At 40.2% G+C, this 19,072-nt stretch carries 18 protein-coding genes; all 18 read left to right on the top strand.

Features of this window, described 5'->3' with window-relative positions; translation table 11 throughout:
- Window positions 1-87: 87 nt before the first annotated feature.
- The 18 genes from P7J49_RS08910 (at window position 88) to P7J49_RS08825 (ending at window position 19,055) form a co-directional block, all read left to right on the top strand.
- Window positions 88-270, top strand: a complete 183-nt coding sequence (locus tag P7J49_RS08910; RefSeq protein ID WP_408570475.1) for a hypothetical protein — start codon at window positions 88-90, stop codon at window positions 268-270.
- Window positions 254-664 (top strand): hypothetical protein, encoded by a 411-nt coding sequence (locus tag P7J49_RS08905; RefSeq protein ID WP_408570474.1) that lies wholly within the window; start codon window positions 254-256, stop codon window positions 662-664. The genes P7J49_RS08910 and P7J49_RS08905 overlap by 17 nt, the downstream gene beginning before the upstream one ends.
- Window positions 664-1,110 carry a thioredoxin gene (locus P7J49_RS08900; RefSeq protein WP_408570477.1) on the top strand — a complete coding sequence of 149 codons (447 nt, stop codon included), beginning with the start codon at window positions 664-666 and terminating at the stop codon, window positions 1,108-1,110. Before P7J49_RS08905 ends, P7J49_RS08900 begins: the two co-directional genes overlap by 1 nt.
- On the top strand, window positions 1,103-1,333 hold the full coding sequence (locus P7J49_RS08895) for a hypothetical protein (protein WP_099871161.1): 231 nt from the start codon (window positions 1,103-1,105) through the stop codon (window positions 1,331-1,333). The genes P7J49_RS08900 and P7J49_RS08895 overlap by 8 nt, the downstream gene beginning before the upstream one ends.
- Before the next feature lie 18 nt (window positions 1,334-1,351).
- On the top strand, window positions 1,352-2,356 hold the full coding sequence (locus P7J49_RS08890; RefSeq protein ID WP_408570473.1) for a hypothetical protein: 1,005 nt from the start codon (window positions 1,352-1,354) through the stop codon (window positions 2,354-2,356).
- An 84-nt stretch (window positions 2,357-2,440) separates the two neighbouring features.
- Window positions 2,441-2,716: a hypothetical protein gene (locus tag P7J49_RS08885; protein WP_099871166.1), complete on the top strand. Its 276-nt coding sequence runs from the start codon at window positions 2,441-2,443 to the stop codon at window positions 2,714-2,716.
- Window positions 2,717-3,133: 417 nt separating this feature from the next.
- Window positions 3,134-3,469 (top strand): hypothetical protein, encoded by a 336-nt coding sequence (locus tag P7J49_RS08880; RefSeq protein WP_099871186.1) that lies wholly within the window; start codon window positions 3,134-3,136, stop codon window positions 3,467-3,469.
- Entirely contained in the window at window positions 3,462-3,809 is a 348-nt protein-coding gene (locus P7J49_RS08875; protein WP_099871169.1) for a hypothetical protein, read from the top strand. The genes P7J49_RS08880 and P7J49_RS08875 overlap by 8 nt, the downstream gene beginning before the upstream one ends.
- Entirely contained in the window at window positions 3,806-4,597 is a 792-nt protein-coding gene (locus P7J49_RS08870; protein ID WP_408570472.1) for a DNA/RNA non-specific endonuclease, read from the top strand. Before P7J49_RS08875 ends, P7J49_RS08870 begins: the two co-directional genes overlap by 4 nt.
- 7 nt (window positions 4,598-4,604) lie before the next feature.
- Complete coding sequence (locus tag P7J49_RS08865; protein WP_099871174.1) at window positions 4,605-5,060, top strand: hypothetical protein; 456 nt, start codon at window positions 4,605-4,607, stop codon at window positions 5,058-5,060.
- Window positions 5,061-5,070: 10 nt separating this feature from the next.
- Window positions 5,071-5,631 (top strand): hypothetical protein, encoded by a 561-nt coding sequence (locus P7J49_RS08860; protein WP_408570471.1) that lies wholly within the window; start codon window positions 5,071-5,073, stop codon window positions 5,629-5,631.
- An 18-nt stretch (window positions 5,632-5,649) separates the two neighbouring features.
- Complete coding sequence (gene mobP2, locus P7J49_RS08855; protein WP_408570476.1) at window positions 5,650-8,016, top strand: MobP2 family relaxase; 2,367 nt, start codon at window positions 5,650-5,652, stop codon at window positions 8,014-8,016.
- 124 nt (window positions 8,017-8,140) lie between these two features.
- A complete protein-coding gene (locus P7J49_RS08850) occupies window positions 8,141-8,398 on the top strand; it encodes a hypothetical protein (protein WP_408570470.1) in 258 nt (85 codons plus the stop codon).
- Between the two features lie 18 nt (window positions 8,399-8,416).
- Entirely contained in the window at window positions 8,417-13,780 is a 5,364-nt protein-coding gene (locus P7J49_RS08845; RefSeq protein ID WP_408570469.1) for a PBECR4 domain-containing protein, read from the top strand.
- 167 nt (window positions 13,781-13,947) lie between these two features.
- A complete protein-coding gene (locus tag P7J49_RS08840; protein ID WP_408570468.1) occupies window positions 13,948-15,696 on the top strand; it encodes a type IA DNA topoisomerase in 1,749 nt (582 codons plus the stop codon).
- 1 nt (window position 15,697) lies between these two features.
- Window positions 15,698-17,530: an AAA family ATPase gene (locus P7J49_RS08835; protein WP_408570467.1), complete on the top strand. Its 1,833-nt coding sequence runs from the start codon at window positions 15,698-15,700 to the stop codon at window positions 17,528-17,530.
- A 90-nt stretch (window positions 17,531-17,620) separates the two neighbouring features.
- On the top strand, window positions 17,621-17,968 hold the full coding sequence (locus P7J49_RS08830; protein WP_408570466.1) for a TrbC/VirB2 family protein: 348 nt from the start codon (window positions 17,621-17,623) through the stop codon (window positions 17,966-17,968).
- 10 nt (window positions 17,969-17,978) lie between these two features.
- Window positions 17,979-19,055: a hypothetical protein gene (locus tag P7J49_RS08825; RefSeq protein ID WP_408570465.1), complete on the top strand. Its 1,077-nt coding sequence runs from the start codon at window positions 17,979-17,981 to the stop codon at window positions 19,053-19,055.
- Window positions 19,056-19,072: the final 17 nt, after the last annotated feature.

Below are 19,072 nucleotides of genomic sequence, written 5' to 3'. Positions count from 1 at the left end.
TCAGAAGACAAAAAGGATTATTCATTATCCGAAGTACTACCAGGCCCCGTTTAGGGTTCAAAAGGTTTGCTAGGGAAGGGGATTGTGATGAGAGAGAAAGATGAAAAGCTTTATGAATCGAGATTTTATCTATTTGGAATTATTCCATTATGGAAGGAAACACATACTAAAAGGGAGTGGATAGATATTATTTCTCTAGATTTCAGAAGGAACAGAATTATTGAAGTGGAATTTATTGATGAGGAGGAAGAGGATGGCCGAGAAATTTAAGATAGTACGTGGCTACTATTTGACAGGAGTAGGGCAAGAAGATTCTGTCTATTACTTTAAAATCAATCAGGAGTTTCCTGAGTTTGAAACTATAAAAGCAGGCGATGTTGCCTTGACCTTTTACCAGAATGGGGATGCAATAACAAGTGTTCCAGCGTTGATCAGAGTAGATGGTATCATCGAGGCAGAAAAGCAAGTTCATAAATTTCTTCAGGGTGAGAAGAAGGACGGTATTCCTATGTTGCCACTGGTTGGCCTGTATGAGCATTTTGATCCTTTGTGTTTTAATTCTATGATGGCTGTCTTTGATAGTCTGAAAGACGATATAAAACGATTGGCAAAAGTAAACTATGTCCAAGGGGACTTGTTCGAGCTGATGGGAGGTGAAGTATGATGTCTGATAACTTTAGATTCCCTAAGATGATTTTAGGGTCATTAGCAGTGGTCGGCATATTATTTTTTACAGTTGTAGGCGTACAAACGGTGTGGAGTGAATATATCGTCAAAGATTATGATAAGCGGCTTACTGAACAGGTCTATGTGGATGCTGCAGTGGAACAGAACGTTAATCTAGTTTTTTATAGATCAGGTTGCCCCTATTGTGAAACGGGGAAGCAGGCTGTTATTAGCGCTGCGAAGAACAGCCCCTATACGACATTTTTCATCGATGTAGAGTCAGAAGATGGTCAAATTCTTGTGAAGAAATACCAGGTCGAGTACGCTGCATCTATTATCAAAATTCGAGACGGGAAGTCGTCCATTTATCAGTATGCGATAAAAAATAAACCTGGGCAGATTGAAGCTGATCAGGTAACGATTAAGGAGGCTATGGGTGAGTAGAAAAAGCAAGCTCAGTAAGTGGGCCGAAACTGCCTTTCGCTTTGATAGTGAATTATGGCGAGCAAAAACAGAAGAAGGTATGGTTGTTTTAGGGAGACTTCTAGATGGAACCTTTACCTTGTTTCGTTTCAACGATGAGGGTGGGAGACTGACTCATATTTCAGAAAATGAAGCCCTGTGGTTAACACTTGAGTTAGCTCCAGAGAAGATGGACTGTATTTAGGAAAGGGGAGAAGTGATTATGATTGCTACAATCAAAAGTTGGATTGAGAAGATAAAATCTAGCCCGATAGCTAAACCATTCATAGCTACGAACAGATGGTTCAAAGACAATGTGATTAAGCGGAAATTGGTTATTTTTTCAGTTCTGTTTACCGTCTGGCTGAGTCTGTTGCTGGGAGCCATTTACTCTCCACAGAGGCAAACTTTTACGGATGAACAGCTAAAAACAAAGAGAACATTTGAAAATGGAACTGGAGAAATCAGGCTATCAAGTCAAATATATTCTCCTGAAACAGGCATCATTGTCCTACAGTTTGAGACAAGGGATGCTACTTCTCCGATAGATCGTGGGATTGACACAAAGCGTCTCGAATGGAACCTATACGCTCAGAAAAAATCAGCGGATACGTTTATGGAAATTGTTCCAATCGTAGATAATAAAATCTCCGTAATTATCCGAAATGTCCCTGAAAATTTTGGTGCTTTTGCGATTGATATTACTAATAAGACGGTCGCCACTCGCTCTATTGATATTGATGTCTCTAGTCCTTCAACGGACCAGGAAAGTAACACAAAGACAGCAGTGAGTGACGAAAGTAAAGTTGTTCAATTCTACGTAACTACTCAAAATAGTAAACTCAAAATTGAGAAAATTGAGAGTGTTTCTCGTGAGGAATTTGCCTTATCAGAAATTGCAGTAGAAAAGGAATTTCAAGAAGGGCAGATTGAAAAATTGAATCATTCCATTGAACAATTAAAGAGCTCTATTGAGGATGATGAGTCTAGAAAAGCTGGACTCATGAAAGAAGCTGCGTACCTCTCAGGTGATGATTTAGAATCTAACCAAAGGGATATTGCAACTGTCGAGACTCATATTGAAACGAAAAACAGATCTATTGAAACAGCTCTCCAAAATATTGAAAAAGTTCAAGTAAAAATTAACAGCTTAGAAAAGAAAGAGGCAGCCATTAAAGACGGGACTTTTGAATTTTCTAACCCTATTGAAACGATTGAAATGGATTAAAGAATGACAAACCTTTGTCCCCTTAACACACAACTTACTATTATCTCTTATACTAAAACTAATTAAAGAAAAGGAGGCCTTCAGATGGCAAAAAAAGATCTGATTAAAATTGATAATGAACTGGAAGAAGCTAAGAAAAGAGTAGCGTTTTTAGAAAATGAACGTAAGGCGGCCGAAGAAAATCTTCAAAAACAAATTGGTAAAATCTACGTACAGATACAATTGAAAAAAGATAAAAATCAAACTTATGATTCAATCCTAGATGATCTCAAAACAGAACTGGCGATTATCAAAGAAGAGGAAAAAGAGAAACGCCAGGCAGCAAAAATGGCGCAAGAAGCAGGAGAACAAAACACCTAGATGTTCTCACTTCTCAGCTGAAAAATCACTCTATTTGAAGTGTTAAATCTAGTGTGTGTTTGTAGCTGTTATAGTGTGTCTAAGTGTGCGTTTCCGCATTCGTCGTGTGTGTAGGTGTGTAAATACAGTGTGTGTAAGTAGGCGTAGCCGAGAAAATTACCGGTACGGGAAATGTTGATACTATCAACTCCACACGGAATGTGGGGACAGTTTCCCTTATGCTCTTTTCTAGCACAACACACCCAAAAGGCATTAGCCTCAACAGTGTGTGTTTGTGTGTGGAAAAACCGCAACAGTAGAACCTTCTAGGTTCGTGACGTTGCGAGGTTGAGGTTTTCTTTTTTGCTTCTTTTTCCTTTTGCCTCGTCAAAAGAAAAAAGAAGGGCGGACTGCTTGCAAGAAAGGACGGTAACTGAAATGGCAAAAAGCCACCAAACAAGAATTGAAATTCGAGGGCTGTCTCCCAAAGAGCTAGATTACTTAAAGGCCCTTGCGAGGGAAGCCAAAGCAAAATCATTGAATGAATTTTTGCTTGGTATGTGCCGTGAAAAAATAGAAAAAGGTCAGTTCAATTTTGTAGAAGCGAACTATCTTGCTCATTTAGAAAATATGAAATTGACATCAGATCATGTTTTGCTTTTGACTAAAAAGCAGACGGATCTTATGTCTGTTTTTGAAGAGAAAATGGATCGTTATGCAGATCATATTTCGAGGTGGTTAGAATACGAAGGCGAGGTAGAAAGTAGTGACTAAAGAAATTAAAATAAGGTCCATTCCAGAAAAAACATGGACACAGTTACACATGATATCAGAAGAGTATGAGTATTCATCTTTTAATGAATTTATGCTGGCCCAACTTCAACGAATTGTTGAGAATGATGGACTAGATTTATATGATAACAAGTTTGCGGAAACGCTGGCCGACATTAAGGAGCAACAAGCGAAAATCTTGGATATGTTGCTTAGAAATGAAATCAAGTTACTAGGTTGCAGCGCCAAACAAGATATTGTAGAAGAGTTAACAGTAGACTGGCTTCGTTTCATGGATGATGTTGATGCACTTGCTGCTGAACGAGGAGGAAGTCGATTATGAAGAAAAATAAATTCTTGCTATTCAGTATTATATTTATTGTCATTCTTCTAGTGCAGCCACAAAATTTTCAATTTATAAAAAGCGCATTCACTCAAAATGATTTGGCTAGTCAGTTGAATATCTCGGATTCTCCTGAAGAAAAAAATGCTGACTTAAGAAATGTCCATCACACCCAGAACGAGGAATTAAAATCAAAAGTATTTGATGGTCAAGAACAAATAATTGTGGTCAATGAACGAGCACAGTTTACGACAGAAGAATTGAGTTTAGAAAATGGTTCCTGGGAAAACTATAGTGATCTAGATTTTTTGAATCGTGTTGGAGTTGCTGAGGCAATGCTTGGCCAAGATTTGATGTCGACAAGCGAACGTGAAGATATTTCATCTGTGAAACCTACTGGCTGGAAAAATAAAAAAATCGTGTTCAATGGAAAAGAAGATTATTTGTATAACCGCTCACACTTGATTGGTTTTCAGTTAAGCGGAGAGAATGCAAATGTAAAAAATCTATTTACAGGAACACGGGCTCTCAATGCAAATTTTGATGATGAAAAATCGTCAATGGTTTATTATGAAAATTTGGTTGCCGACTATATTAGACAGTCGGGCCATCATGTTCGTTATCGAGTAACCCCACTCTTTAGAAATGTGGAATTGGTGGCACGTGGTATTCGTCTGGAAGCACAAAGTGTAGAAGATGATACCATATCATTTGATGTTTATATTTTTAATATCCAACCAGGATACGAGATTAACTATTTGACAGGTACTTCAGAAAAATTACAGTGAGGATAATATGACAAAAAGAATCAACGTTTATTTTAACGAAGAGACATTACAGAAGTTCAGTGAAATAAAAAACTACTTGGAAGAAGAAATGGGAGGCAGTTTGAACCGTCAAAGTCCTAATCATTCGGCCACAGTTGTTAAGGTGATTCACGCTTTTCATAAACTGTTTTTAGAATCAGAAGAAAAGCAACCGTTCGCAGAACGGCTGTCTCGGCTGGAAAAAAATTTGGCCAATTCAGATGAGCAAAAAATCTTAAAATCAATCCACCATCAAATGGACCAACTGCTCTACTTGGAGCTGACCAATTTTCATGCACTTACGAAAGGAAATCAGTTTGACATTCAAGATCTGGAGTCCATTCACTCTCATTTTGATCCAAAGCAAAATGAATTGATCGCACGTATTGACGATATTATAAAAGAGGATGTTAGTCGAGGACAAGTGATCAAACATTCTCATTGAGGTTCTAAAAATGACAGATATTATTGACCTATATTTAGAGACAGGTGACTTTCATGAAGCAGTAAAGAAATCTGGCTTACCGACTCATGTTGCTCACCTACAATTGATTAAAAGCGGCTGCTTAAAACTTCAAGATAAAATCCAGTATGGTTCTCGGACTGCCCGACTTGGAGGAATGGCCGAAGAGCTTTTTCAAAAGTATGTTCCTGAAGCAACAGATGCCAATAAATACTTCAAGAAAAACAATCCTGTCTACGATTTCTGGTTTGATGGTTTAACAATTGATGTGAAGTATAGTTCGCTGCACAAAAGAAAAGATGGAGACTCTTATCATTGGCAATTTAGAACAAAAGGAGATCAGGACTTCATAGTTGCCTTTCTAGAACGAGAGAGTGGTTTGGAATTAGAGCAACCAAATATCTTGTTGGTTCCAATGCAGTTTATCGAGGAAAAGAAGGAACTGCATATTTCTCTTTCTGGTCCATGGTTTAATGGATTCAAGGTCGAAGCTGAAGAGTTGCAGCCACTGCTGAAAGACTATGCTCGATTAAGGAAAGATGGTTTATTTTAATTAGAGAGGGGTGAAATGATGAGCATGTCTTCTAGCCCGAATATCACATTCATGCTGCAATATACAGAGGCAAATAGCCAGTATGTTGATTACACTAATCGTAGCGAAGCGGTCAAAATAGATGAGGAACTATCTTTAGAAATCAACCGCCAAATGATTGAAGGATTGACTGAGGCGGAGTTGAATCGTATCCAGGAAGCCGTTCCTGAAACACAGTTAAACTTTCGAGAGTATATTGATTATATGAACCGTTCTTACGCTACAGAATCGCAGTCAGAAGAACTGACTGCTGTCTTTACGCAAGAAGCCGACTATCTTCAAAAGCGACGGTTAACGGATTTGAAAAATCAGTTAGAGGCCGCTTACCAAAATGGATCTCTACTTTGGCAGGGTGTTATCTCATTTGATAATACTTTTCTAGCTAAACAAGGTTTATATGACGTTGCGACTGGACAAGTTGACCAAAAAGCAATCAAGACTGTTATGCGTGATATGATGCCAACACTCATTCAGAAGGAAAGACTTTCTGACTCGGCTTTCTGGTGGGGGAATATCCATCTTAATACTGACAACATCCATATCCACTTTGGTTTATCAGAGGTTGAGTCAAATCGTGAAAAAATCTTTTATCGTCCACGAGGTCGGATGGAATATAAGGGAAATTTTTCTCAAAAAACAATCAATCGATTTAAAAGTGGTATCTATCACGGGCTTCTAAAAGAGGAGACACGGTCAAATCTTCTGCGAAAAGAGCAGGTGCTGGCTAACCTTAAAGCTAATTTACTAACTTCAGTTTACCAGGAAGACAAAATTACCTCTTCAGCTGAAAAAAATTTTTTGGAACAAGCCTACAATCACTTGCCAATGGGTAAGAAGTGGCGGTATGGGTCTAATGCCAGGGATTTTGCGGTGAGTAAGTTCTTTCTGGATCGTTACCTAGATTCTTATTTGCAGAATGAAGGAAATGCTGCCTATCAAGAGTTTTTACAGGAAACTAGAGAGTTTCTTGCGACTTATGAGGTTGTCTATTCAGCTGAAAAAAATCAAGCCTATGAGAAGATCCGAAAGGTTGATGGAAGAACCATTCGGTCATTGTCAGAATCGAAAGGCTATGATCTAGAACATCATCTGGCCCGTCGAGTTATGGATCTAAGAGAACGGTTGGCCAATAATATCCTTCGTTCATTTAGAGAGGCAGCCCCTCAAATTCAAAGCCTTCAGCTGGAAAAAAATTTGGATAACTTTTCTACTCTGAACCAGGAAAAAATATTAGAACGACTGCCTGAAGCCAGTGTAGTAAAAAGCAAAGAAGCCTGGCAAAAACTAGGCTATTCAGTGAAGGCTGGAGAAGAAGCGCTTGAAATTATAAAACCTGTGTACGGGGAATATGATGAAAACGGCAAAGGAATAGGTCAGCCAGATTTTGTAACAGACTATGTTTATGATGTCAGTCAGCTGACAGAGAATATCCAGATGAAGACAATGACCCTAAGGGACCTATCCTTGTTATCATCAGATGAACTAAAAGAGCTGGTTGATGCTGCTAAGTTGAAATCAAATCCAACTGAAAAAGAACGTCGTGAATTAGGGACTTTCCGTTATGCTTTGAAATTGAGTATGCTGGAAGCAAGCCAGAAAGAATTACAGATCCAACAAAAACTCTTGGACCAGCTTCAACCTTTAGCTTCTGATCGGCCGTTTATAGATTTCAAGAAACAGTCAATCAATCAGGAATTGGAAGTAATTAAGCTACAGCTTACCCCGAATTTCAAACTGTCTGATGAGCAGCAGCTACTGAGACAACGTTTAAAGAATCAATTTGAAGATAGCGTTGCACTTCCTATCAAAAAGGCTACTGCTGGAACTATCCAGCTTCCGATCAGGAAGCTACGTACAGAAATAAATTTTGCCAGTCGACTTCAGGATGATAGTGTCCTATCACTTCTGAAGGGCTCTGCAACGACAAAAGAAGGCTATATTGAGGAACTTCAAACTCACGTCTCTATTTTTCAGCTGAAGTATCAGATCAATACCAGGAACCAACAGATGGAACGACTTTCAGATGAATCAGCTATCAAGCAGCTGAGGATAGCTAATGCTCAGGGCTTTTCAGAATTGAAACGTTTATATGCTAAATTACAACCGACTGAAGAAAACCAAAGTCAGATTGTTCAAGCTGTTTCTAAGCAATTGCAGGAGCGGAAAGTCGTTAAAAAAGCCCAACTGCAGCAGTCAAAAGGAGCTGCTAGGATAAATACAAACTTCATGCGACAGCTAACAGCTTCATTGAAGCGGTCTCAACAAGCCAGTAAAAAAGCCCTTATGGACCGTGCTAGAAGTGATGAACGTGAGGAGCAAGAAGAGCGCAAACAAGCTCAGCGATAATCAGTCATTGATGCCTTATCAATGGCTTTTTTCATCGAAAAATCACCTCAATTTGTCCTCTTAACACAAGGATTTTGATTATCCCTTACACTAGAACTGACTATAGAAAAAGGAGGAACAGACAATGTTACATTTCCCAAGTGTATCAGAAAAAGAGTTTGATTTTGATGCTGACTGGTTGGTAAAAGCAACCGATGATATTCAAAAGAAAATTCTTTTTGCCGGTCAAGGAAAAAATGGTGATCTAGAGTTAGAACTTGATTACCAGGCTAATCCCGAGCAGTTTGAGAATTTTTCAGTTGGAAAACTTGTTCAGCTACCAAGAGAAATTTTCCTGGTGCCTGAAATAACACCTTACCAACCCCAATACGAGTGTTTTTAGTGGATGAAAGGAGTCTTTATGGTAGAAGAACATACACAGCAGCCATCATCAAGAGGAAAGAGCCGTCGAGAGAGGGTCGAGTATGCCAGGTCACGTGATATTTTAGATGTCGCTAATGAACTTAATATTGAGTTGGTTCAATCAGGACGAGACTATCGCTGGAAAGAACATGATTCTATGGTTGTTTCGCCTAAGAAAAACATGTGGAACTGGTTTTCACGTCATCAGGGTGGTGATGTTATTGCATTAGTTCAAACAATGAAAGAAGTTGACTTTAATCAGGCGATTGATTTTCTCAATGACGGCACCTTTAAAGAATTTACAAAAGTCGAACATGTCCAGGAACCCTTTTCTTATTATCTAGCTCCTTATGAGCAGCCGTTTGAAGCTGCAAGAAGCTATCTAAAAGACCAACGTGGGCTTTCAGATGAAACCATTGATTTTTTCTTTGAAAAAGGGGTACTTGCTCAGGCTAATGCCAAGGTAAACGGAAGTATCGAACCCGTTGTTGTCTTCAAATCACTTGATTTTTCAGGCGAGATTGTCGGAGCTACACTACAAGGTATTGAAGAAAATTGGGAGAAATGGCCTGAACGTGGCTATGCTAAGAATATTGTCAGAAACTCAGACGGTATTATTGGCATGCACGTAGATATTGGTCAGCCTAACCGCCTCATCTTTGCGGAAAGTGCAATTGACCTGATGTCTTATTATGAATTGCACCGTGACAATCTTCAAGATGTGCGGTTAATCTCAATGGATGGTCTGAAGGAAGCAGTTGTGGGCCGACATGTGGCACAACTCCAGTCGGAAGTTTCAGGACGGCCTCTGACCTGGAGCCATGATCAGCTGGCGGAAGGTTTGCAGACTGCGATCGATAACGGCTTCTTTGCAGATGACAAACATGCGTATTGGATCACCCTGGCAGTTGACAACGACGAAGGTGGACGGAATTTTATCGACTCTTTGCGTGAAAAAGGGGCTACTGTTACTGAGGATTTGCCTCTTTTGAAAGAAGGGCAAGTAAAAACTGACTGGAACGATGCACTCAAGCAGCCTCCAAAAACGATTACAGGAAAGGACGAAGCCTCTTCCCAAGATCCAGAGCGGCAGCCAAATTTGCAAATTGTTTTTCAATCGTCTGGTGAACAGTTGATTTTAGATAAATACGAGCCAGGAGAAATTGTTCCTTACGATATATTTGTGAAAGATCTCTATTCGGAAAATAGGAAACGACTAGAGGAAGCAACTGAATTACCTACTTTCCCAGTACTACACCTGCCAGAAGATGAAAGTGGAACCTGGTTTGGTCTGCTAGACGAGAATGGGAATACCATAATTGAAAGATTTAGGTACGACATTGGGGTAGAAAATGAGTCGATTTCAGAAAGATTGGGGCGCTCAATTCCCTCCGAATATCTGGAAATTGCACAACAGATAGATGCCCTATTCCCGAAAATATCGTTTCCAGAAGTTGTTCTAGAAGAATCAGGGATCCCCGTCACCATATATTCAGAGCATCAAAAGATTGGGACCATCGATCTCGACGATTTATTCAACAAAGGCGATTTAGGCAGCATTTCAGATGAGCTAGGGTATGGTTGGGCAGTCAATCCAAGCAGAATGCTTGCAGTTATCAATGATGAAACATTGAACCAAGTTCAAGTAGATAATCTTATTGAACGAATGATTGAGAATGGGATAAGTGGTGTTGATCTTAAACAATATCTGGATAATCCTGAATTTTCTTTGAAGAGTTATGCTGAGACAGGTGAAATTGGCTTGCAGGAAAAAGAAAAAGCCCAAGAAGGGCCATCAGAGCGAAATAAAAAGGAGAGGATGTATCAACACAAGGGTTCTTTACAGCCCGAAGCTGAAGGTAGCACCTCACCCGTACTTGGAACAAGTACCTTTGAACGCTCTGTTACCAGTCGTCCTACTATATCCTCTCAGTATTTAAATATTACCATAAAAGATGGCTTTAAGTCAAGAAAAACGAGGCTTGAGAAATCTATTGATGCGTATAATTTAGGTAAGTTGAATAGAAGGGGTAAAGATATTCAAGAGGCGGCTCAGTTCTATTTAAACGAATTAGCAAACAGTACAATTCATTACTTTACAGCGGATAATAGTTTGGTACAGGTCAACTTTTTAGAAAATAACTTTATGCACCTGACTGGCTTGAAGGTGGTTGATGATGATGCAACGCCTGAAAAAGTTTTACACGACTTTGCTGAAGGCGGTGAGCTAAGTTATGATGACATTCGCTTGAAGGCGACGGAGTCTCCATTCGATAAAATTAAGGTCCTTCCTGATTTAGAGACTGTTCTCCAGACTGATTCCTTTTATTTTGACTCTTTACAAGATATTCCCAGATATCAAGATCGTTTTGACAGTCTAATCAAATCCGATGACAGTGATTTGATGCTACTATTTCGTATGAATACTGAAGATGGAATGGTTCCTGTTTCAGTGTTTAAAGCAAGAAAACTTTTAAGAAAAGAGTTACAAGAAGCTAGAAAAAATGAAATTGTGGGCATTTTCCGCGAGAGGGGCGGTCAGATAGAACAAATTGCTATTAATGACAAGTATATAAGTGATAGTGGTCAAGAGATGCGATCAATTTTGGAGAGCAAACAATATGAAGAGGCTTTTGATGAGGATAGTCAAGTAGTGAACGTTTCTTCTTATCACTTTAATCATACAGCTTATAACGATGTTGATAGTCTTCTGAAAGCAGGTGCTGCCTACTTACAATCATCAGAAGGACAGGAATGGTTGACTATCAATCCAGAATATCATAGTGAGTTAGTTGAGTTATTCAATTCAGAATCTGCAACCAATAAACAGCGCATAGAGATTATGAGTGAATTTGGAAATGTTCAGGTCAACGGCTACGATATTGTTGCTGGTTTAGGCTATTCTGAAGCGTTAAGTAGTGATGCACAATATTTTGACCAAAATATTGCTGATGAGATTACAGAAATGCGTTCAGAAGAGCCAGTTCAAACGGATGTCGTCTCAGCTGAACAGTTCACCCAAGTATTGAATGCTGTCTATAACGTTGGTGCCCCAGAAGGTCTTGAACGCATTCCAGAAGAGCTTCATGCGGCCTGGAATCGTTACTTTAGCTATGCTGAAGAGCATGGCGACGACTTAGGGAAAATCATTGCTGCAGCGGACGGTGATCAGCTGTTGGTTAAGACCTCAAACCTCTATCAAGAGTGGCATCAGGACCAGATATACCAGAATGATTACCATGTACGTCTTCAGTGGGCGGAGGAGTGGCCAGAAGGTCCTCAGATTCCATTTAAGGAAACAGAACTTGTAGCCTACCAAACATTCATTGAAACGTTGTATGAGCAAAATCAAGCTTTCTATAAACGTCATCAAGACAGTATGGCAATAGTTAATGAGACAGGAAACCAAGAGGCATATATTCCATTTACAAAAGTGAAATTTGATATATATGCTCCTGGTGGGACACTGATTAAGTCAGATGTTCGCTATAATATTGGTGATGAAACAGAACCGATTTCACGTCTGCTTGGTTTAGGCTATCGTCGTTTAGAAGGCCAACCTCAACTAGCTGCTATTGATAAACAGGTCCTTTCTCAGCTGGAAAATCAGGAAGTGAATCAGGAAATTTCTACGGAAGCTAATGAGCAGAGCTTGAAGGCGACAGAGATAATTCCTGATGAAAGTGGTCATTCCAGGGGGAATTTCCATTCGCCTAATGAGGCTATGAAGGTTGGATTGACTCAACGGGTTGAAGAGATAATGGCAGAGGATGCAGCCAAGATTTTAGTTTCTTCCATTCCTCAAATCCAAGAAAGTTTATCATTTGAAGGTAACTTGATTGGCACTTCTCAGTTGGATGGCCGAATGCTATATATCAACCGAGAAGACTTCGGCCAAGATTATCATTTAGAATTAGCAGTTCACAGTCCAATGATGATTGAACAGCTATCTGATACCCAGGCACCTTGGACCTTGGCACTTATCAAGGGGGACGAACCACTTGGCTATGTGGCCTATGGTAGTGATTGGGGCAACGACTTCCAAATTGAAGAAGAGTTAGAGAAGTTTGCTGAACAAATCGGATCAGGAAGAGCACCAAAAGGCCTGTATAAACAGGAAGAAGTGGATACCTTCCTTGCTACAAGTCAGACAAACGAAAATACTCAAAAAGAGTCGAAACCAGCAACTTCAGATGACCCCTTTGACTATAGCAGTGCCACTGCCTACGAAATAAGCGAACATGCTTTCCAGAAAATTCGTGAGTATACAAAATCACCAGAAGATATGTTGGAGTATATGGACTTCATGAGTAAATTCCCACAACTATCACCACGCAACGTCGCTCTAATTCATGACCAGTGGCGTGGGGCAAATGTGGTCGCAACCTATGACCAATGGCAAGCTATGGGAGACGTTTTAGGAATTAAGCCAGAGGATGTTATCCAAACCAAGGCAGTATACACCAACAAGCGGACGGGTGAAACTAAGGAGGTCCTTCATCAAGGTTTGTCAGTCAAAACAGGTGAAAAGTCGCAGATCACTTTGTTTAGACCGTTGATGGTTAAGATGATTCCAGTCCTTGATGAGAATGGTCGCCAGGTAAAAAATGACAAAGGAAATCCAAAGTACAAGAAGTACTCAGAAGCAACAGCACAAGAAAAGGCGCTAGTGAAAGAAGGTAAGATTCCTGTACGTCAATTCCAGGAAAGGGATCCTAAAACAGGTCAAGCACGTTTTACGACTTACAAGGTCTTTGAACTATCGCAGACTACACTGAAGCCAGAAAGTTATCCTAAAGCCATGCCTAACCGTCACTACAACTTTAATGTTGATAAGGTTAAGACAAAAGAAGTGCTGGAAGGCTTGTGTGATTATGCTGAAAGCATTGGGGTTAAGATGATGAAAGATGAGGCTCGTGTTTTAGGTAATGCAAAAGGTGCCTTTTTCCCAGGAGAACAGCTCATTTTGATCAATCCAGACAATACACCTGGAGAAAAAATTGCCACAACCATTCACGAGTTAGCGCATGCCACACTCCATAACCCTAAATTAGCTGAACAGTACAAGGACAACCTTCCGAAAGGTCAAAAAGAACTTGAAGCCGAGATGACCAGTCATCTACTTTCAAAACACTTTGGCTTGGATACTTCTGAAAAAGCTATTGATTATATAGCAGGTTGGACAAAGAATCTGACAGCCTTAGATGATAAGCAGTTGGCGGATTCATTGAAACGAGTCCATAAAACCGTTTCTACGATGCTGAAGCAAGTTGAAACTCATACTAAGCCCTATCAGGTTGGGAAAATGAGGGGACAAGCTCCAAATTTTCCTAAAGCCCCAGTGAAAGGGCCTAGTCGATAATCAATCAGGCACTCTCATTGAGAGGGTACCTTTTTGTATACAAGAAATAGCGTAAAAAGTTATATAACAATTTATGCTGTTTCTAATAATAAGAATTAAGTGTCCTCTTAACGCACAAATTGTCATTATCTCTTATGATGAAACTATCAAGAGAGAGGAGATAAGATATGGTAACAGTGATTCTAGCTGAGAAAGAAACACAGGCAGTGGCTTATGCAGAGTGTTTGGGCAAAGCTAGTAAAAAAGGAAAGGTACACATTATTAAACAAACAGCCTATTTTTCAGATGAGGTGCATATCATTGCAGCAGAGGGGCATTTGTTTGAATATGGGCTACCCAAGGATAACTGGGATTTGGATAAACTACCATTGGTTGATGTTTCCTTTAAGCAGACCTTAAAGCAGGACAAAGTCTCTAAAGATACTTTCAAACAGATTTATCAGGAAGTAACAGTAGCGAGTCAGGTGATTATCGGTACAGACTCTGATAGGGAAGGGGAGCGGATTGCCTATTCAATCTTATCTCACATTCCGGATGGGAAGGAAAAAGTGACCAAGCGCCTATGGGCCAACTCGTTGACCATACGAGGTCTTCAGAAAGCCTTTCAAAATCTAAGGGAACCTATTGAGACCTATAACTACTATCTAGAAGCTGAAGCACGTGCACAGTCAGATTGGCTGGTGGGTATGAATTTGTCTCCATTGGTCACTTTAGAATTACAAAGTAAGGGCCGACTTCCAAAAGGGAAGGGCAATAGTCTGTCTGTCGGTCGTGTTCAAACTCCTGGAGTACGGCTAATCTGTGAGAACGATATTGCGATTCAAAATTTCCAGCCAGAAACCTATTGGAAATTACAATTGCAAGATAAGGAGACGGAGATCAGTTTCACAAATAAGGATAAGTACTCAGATAGTGAACTTATCCTTGCAACGTCACGAGAACTAAGCACAGTTTCTACCGTTTCTTCAGTTGAAACAGAAGAGGAACAGAGAGCAGCACCACCTCTATTCAATCTATCTGATATTCAAGGATTGGCAGCTAGACAATGGGGATTTGAGTCAACTAAAACAGAAAGCATAATAGAAAGTCTCTATTTGAAAAAATACTTATCTTATCCTAGAACAGATACTCGATATATCGATGAGGAAGAGTTCAGCTATTTAAGAAACTACCTGAAGAGTTATCAAGAGGCGATTAATTGTCCTTTTGAACCAGTAAATATGGAACCAAGGGAAGATTATGTTAATCCTAAGAAGGTAGCTAAAACAAGTCACTACGCTCTTATTCCAACCGAGAATATCCCGAACCTAGTAACCCTGAAGCCAGATGAACGATTAATCTATGAGGCTGTAGTCCGAAGAATGCTTCTAATGTTTGCAGCTGACTGTCGATATCTAACAACGACGGTTGAAGTGGAAAATCAGGGGATGGTTTTCAAAACAAAAGGCCGTCAAATGGTTGAGCCAGGATGGGCCGCTCTTAGCCAGCAAAAACTAAAAGGGGATGTAGAGCTACCAGATTATCGTATAGGAGATCAGTTTGAGACAAAGGTCAATATCCTTGAGGGAGTGACAAAGCCACCAAAGAGGATTACAGAAAGCCAATTGATTAGTGAAATCCTACCCAAGTACGGCTTAGGTACACAGGCAACTAGGGCAACCATGTTGAAAACCATTCAAGATCGAGGTTATATCAAAAAGGACAAGAAGACAGGGCAATTATTACCAACGAATAAGGCTTACCTCTTGATTCATTACCTCTATGATAATGAGTTTGCCAGTCCTGAAACCACAGGCGGATGGGAAACGTTTCTATCTCAAATTGGAGAAGGAGAGATAAACCCACGTGAATTTGTGGATGCTATCAAGGAAAAATTAACGCATCAAATTTTGGCCGCAAAAGAAAGGAGAGATTGAAGTGGAAGACGAAGTGAAGACACCCTATCTTGATAAGTACACTGACAATTTGTCAGACAAAGTCTCAAAGAAGGTGGCTGATTACCAGGTTTATGGACGAGATAAAGAGGTTCAGGCCGTCATCGTTTCCCTTCTCAGGCGAACGAAAAACAATCCTGTCTTAGTTGGAGAGGCTGGAGTCGGGAAGACAGCTATTGTCGAAGGTTTAACACTTGCTATCTTGCGTGGTCAGGTTCCATCTGCCTTAAAGGGTTTAACGGTACGCTCTTTGGAACTGTCTAGCTTAATGAGTGAAGAAGAAGGTGGCTTCATAGCCAAGTTCAAGAAAATCATTGAGGAGATGGTTGCTACACGAGGACAGAATCTCCTCTTTGTAGATGAATTTCATACTATTGTTGGTGCAGGTGGCCAAGACGGTCAGGCTCTTGATGCAGGAAATGTTATCAAGCCAGTCTTGGCACGTGGCGACATTCAGTTGGTCGGTGCAACTACCTTAGATGAGTTCCATGACTATATCGAAACAGATAGAGCATTGGAACGTCGGGTCCAGCCAGTTATGGTAGAGGAACCGACAATTCCGCAAGCGATAGCGATTATCGAACAGGCAAAAGGCGTTTATGAAACATTTCATGGGCTAAAAATTTCTTCAGAAGCAGTTCGACAAGCAGTCCGTTTGTCTGTTCGCTATATTACAGATCGTTTTTTACCAGATAAAGCCTTTGATTTGATCGATGAAGCAGCAACTATTGCTTCAGTTGAAGGAAAAGAGAGTGTAACAGAAGTAGATATAGCCCAAGTCTTGAAGGATAAAACTGGTATTCCTGTTACGACAATTTTAAAAGGAGACCAGGAGCGGCTAGATGGTCTCAAGGAAAAATTGATGAGACGAGTCAAGGGTCAGGAAGAAGCGATTGATGCAATTGTTGATGCTGTGACCATTGCTCAAGCAGGCTTACAAGATGAAAACAGACCAATCTCCTCGTTCCTCTTCCTTGGTGCGACTGGAGTTGGGAAGACAGAGTTAGCCAAAGCCTTGGCAGAAGCACTTTTTGATGATGAAGATGCCATGATTCGTTTTGATATGTCTGAGTATAAACAGAAAGAAGATGTGGCCAAACTAATCGGAAATCGTGCTACGAAAACAAAAGGGCAGCTGACGGAAGGAGTCAAGCAGAAACCTTATTGTGTTTTGCTACTAGATGAGCTTGAAAAAGCGCACGGTGAAGTCATAGACCTATTTCTCCAGGTGCTTGCTGATGGGCGCTTGACAGACAGTACAGGCCGCCTGGTTAGCTTCAAAAACACAATTGTCATTATGACCACAAATAGTGGTGATAAGAAAATTATCAATAAGTGGGAATTAAAAGGCAATTTCAAAAATTTATCCGATCGTGAGTGGCTTCAGTTTGAGAAATCTATGGTCAGCGAGCTTCAAAATGAATTTAGACCAGAGTTTTTGAATCGGATTGAAAATAAACTCATCTTTAATCTCCTGGAGCGTGATGTTATTGAAGAAATCGCAGAGAAAAATTTATCTGAGATTGAAGCTAGGTTGAGCCAACAAAATGTAACGTTCTCTTATGAACCAAGTTTGATTCAGTATCTGTCGGACGTGGGAACCGATGTAAAGAATGGTGCACGGCCCTTAGAGCATTTGATTAAACAAAAAGTACTGCCACCGATCTCGGCTAAGATTCTATTGTTGGATAGGAGTAAACAAACTTACAATGTTCATTTATGGGTGGAAGGGGAGGCACCAGATGGCCAACATCGCAAAGACTTGAGGCAGATCAAACTAGATATTGAAGGAGAAATGGATTCTCTCTTCAGCTGAAAAATATTTTTCCTGCGATTTGTCCTCTTAATGCAGGAATGTTATTTATCCCTTACACTAATCATGTCAATAAAAATAAGGAGGGCTTCTATGAAGGAAACATTGACAAATTATTTCGGTGAAGTGAAGACCAAAGGCAGGAACTACTTGCTCAGTCTATCACTCTTTCTATCAGGCATCTTGACAAATACCGTCTATGCAGATGATCCTTTCGCAAAAACAGAAGAGTTAGCACAACAAGGTATTACTAAAGTGCAAGGAATTGGTATCGTGATGTTTGGATTGGCTGTTGTAGTGACTGGTCTAATCTATGGGTTCGGTGGTCGTGAACTTAAAGCAGGAATTAAGAAGCATTGGGTAGCTATTGCTATTGCGATTATTGCTGTTTCTGCTGGACCAAGTATCATTGAGTGGTGCTTTAACTTTGTGAAGGGATAAGGTGGTTACAATGGCATTTATACCTTTTAAGAAAAGCAATAAATGCTTGGTGACAGATGACTTATTTCTTGAAGTGAGCTGGGAAGATGGTAGGTCTCCAGATGATGATAGTGAGCTTCTTGGTGTTATTGAAGGACTGGACCAACAGTATCTAGATTCCTTCCAGCATACCATTGAAGAGTCGCTACCTTATCTAACCTTCCTGCAAGCAGAACGACTATTTCAGGCTTTAAAAGAGGTTTACGGTCAGGTGCAGCTGAAAAAGGTGGCTATTTGCCACCTGGAAGGAAGAGAGGCGGTCTCTGAAGGGGAAGTCTATGCCAGCCCTTTCATCATTGATCGTAGGTATCAGAATTTACTCTTACCACTGATTCAATCTATTATGACTGAACTAGATTTTCAGCATTATACTTACCAGGAAAAGCGTGAGTATTTCATCAACCAGATTTATCCATCTTATAAAGCTAGTCTGGGGCTCCCAGAGTCAGCCCTACCACTTTTTCCAGAAGAAGGGGAACAGGTGCTAGGTAACTCCTATCAACCGAGTCCAGTATCGAGCGTTTCAATGAATGCAACTCCAACAGCCCCTCATCAAGCTCCTAAAACACAATCCCTGAAGAAGGTGTACCTACTCATGGGACTTATTGGAGTATTGGCTCTCGGAGGGATAGCTTCATCTATCATTGCATATACGCAACTGGCCAAGCAGAATGAACAGGTTGCTTATCTCTATCAAGAATTAAAGCATATCCAGCACTTAGTAAGTACGGAGCATCAAGTAGATGTCTTCAGTCGCTACTTTTTACCAAATTATTATTCTGGTCAAAAAGAAAACCTGGTGGATTTTCTGTCTGATGGAGATGCAAAGTATACTGTCCCTAAAATAGGAACGCTGCAATCGGTGATTCTGGAGCAGATGACTTATGATTCAGATGCTAAGGAATATCAAGTTACCTATGTTCTTGCCGTCAAGCAGGAGGAGAAGACCACCAGTCTACGCCTTAGTTTCACGGTCAAAGTCTCGGAATCTAGTAAATACGGTTTTGTGGTGACCACAGAGCCAATGGAAACCAGTTATCTTAAATAAAAATGAAAGGAAATGCA

This window comes from Streptococcus suis (assembly GCF_046032515.1).
GTDB lineage: Bacteria > Bacillota > Bacilli > Lactobacillales > Streptococcaceae > Streptococcus > Streptococcus suis_AL.
Note: the sequence above shows the minus strand (reverse complement) of the source record. Positions and strands in the feature narration are given on the sequence as shown.

Coding starts and splice junctions, on each gene's coding strand:
- P7J49_RS08910 (WP_408570475.1), top strand. CDS start 88: ATGAGAGAGAAAGATGAAAAGCTTTATGAATCGAGATTTTATCTATTT.
- P7J49_RS08905 (WP_408570474.1), top strand. CDS start 254: ATGGCCGAGAAATTTAAGATAGTACGTGGCTACTATTTGACAGGAGTA.
- P7J49_RS08900 (WP_408570477.1), top strand. CDS start 664: ATGTCTGATAACTTTAGATTCCCTAAGATGATTTTAGGGTCATTAGCA.
- P7J49_RS08890 (WP_408570473.1), top strand. CDS start 1,352: ATGATTGCTACAATCAAAAGTTGGATTGAGAAGATAAAATCTAGCCCG.
- P7J49_RS08885 (WP_099871166.1), top strand. CDS start 2,441: ATGGCAAAAAAAGATCTGATTAAAATTGATAATGAACTGGAAGAAGCT.
- P7J49_RS08880 (WP_099871186.1), top strand. CDS start 3,134: ATGGCAAAAAGCCACCAAACAAGAATTGAAATTCGAGGGCTGTCTCCC.
- P7J49_RS08870 (WP_408570472.1), top strand. CDS start 3,806: ATGAAGAAAAATAAATTCTTGCTATTCAGTATTATATTTATTGTCATT.
- P7J49_RS08865 (WP_099871174.1), top strand. CDS start 4,605: ATGACAAAAAGAATCAACGTTTATTTTAACGAAGAGACATTACAGAAG.
- P7J49_RS08860 (WP_408570471.1), top strand. CDS start 5,071: ATGACAGATATTATTGACCTATATTTAGAGACAGGTGACTTTCATGAA.
- mobP2 (WP_408570476.1), top strand. CDS start 5,650: ATGAGCATGTCTTCTAGCCCGAATATCACATTCATGCTGCAATATACA.
- P7J49_RS08850 (WP_408570470.1), top strand. CDS start 8,141: ATGTTACATTTCCCAAGTGTATCAGAAAAAGAGTTTGATTTTGATGCT.
- P7J49_RS08845 (WP_408570469.1), top strand. CDS start 8,417: ATGGTAGAAGAACATACACAGCAGCCATCATCAAGAGGAAAGAGCCGT.
- P7J49_RS08840 (WP_408570468.1), top strand. CDS start 13,948: ATGGTAACAGTGATTCTAGCTGAGAAAGAAACACAGGCAGTGGCTTAT.
- P7J49_RS08830 (WP_408570466.1), top strand. CDS start 17,621: ATGAAGGAAACATTGACAAATTATTTCGGTGAAGTGAAGACCAAAGGC.
- P7J49_RS08825 (WP_408570465.1), top strand. CDS start 17,979: ATGGCATTTATACCTTTTAAGAAAAGCAATAAATGCTTGGTGACAGAT.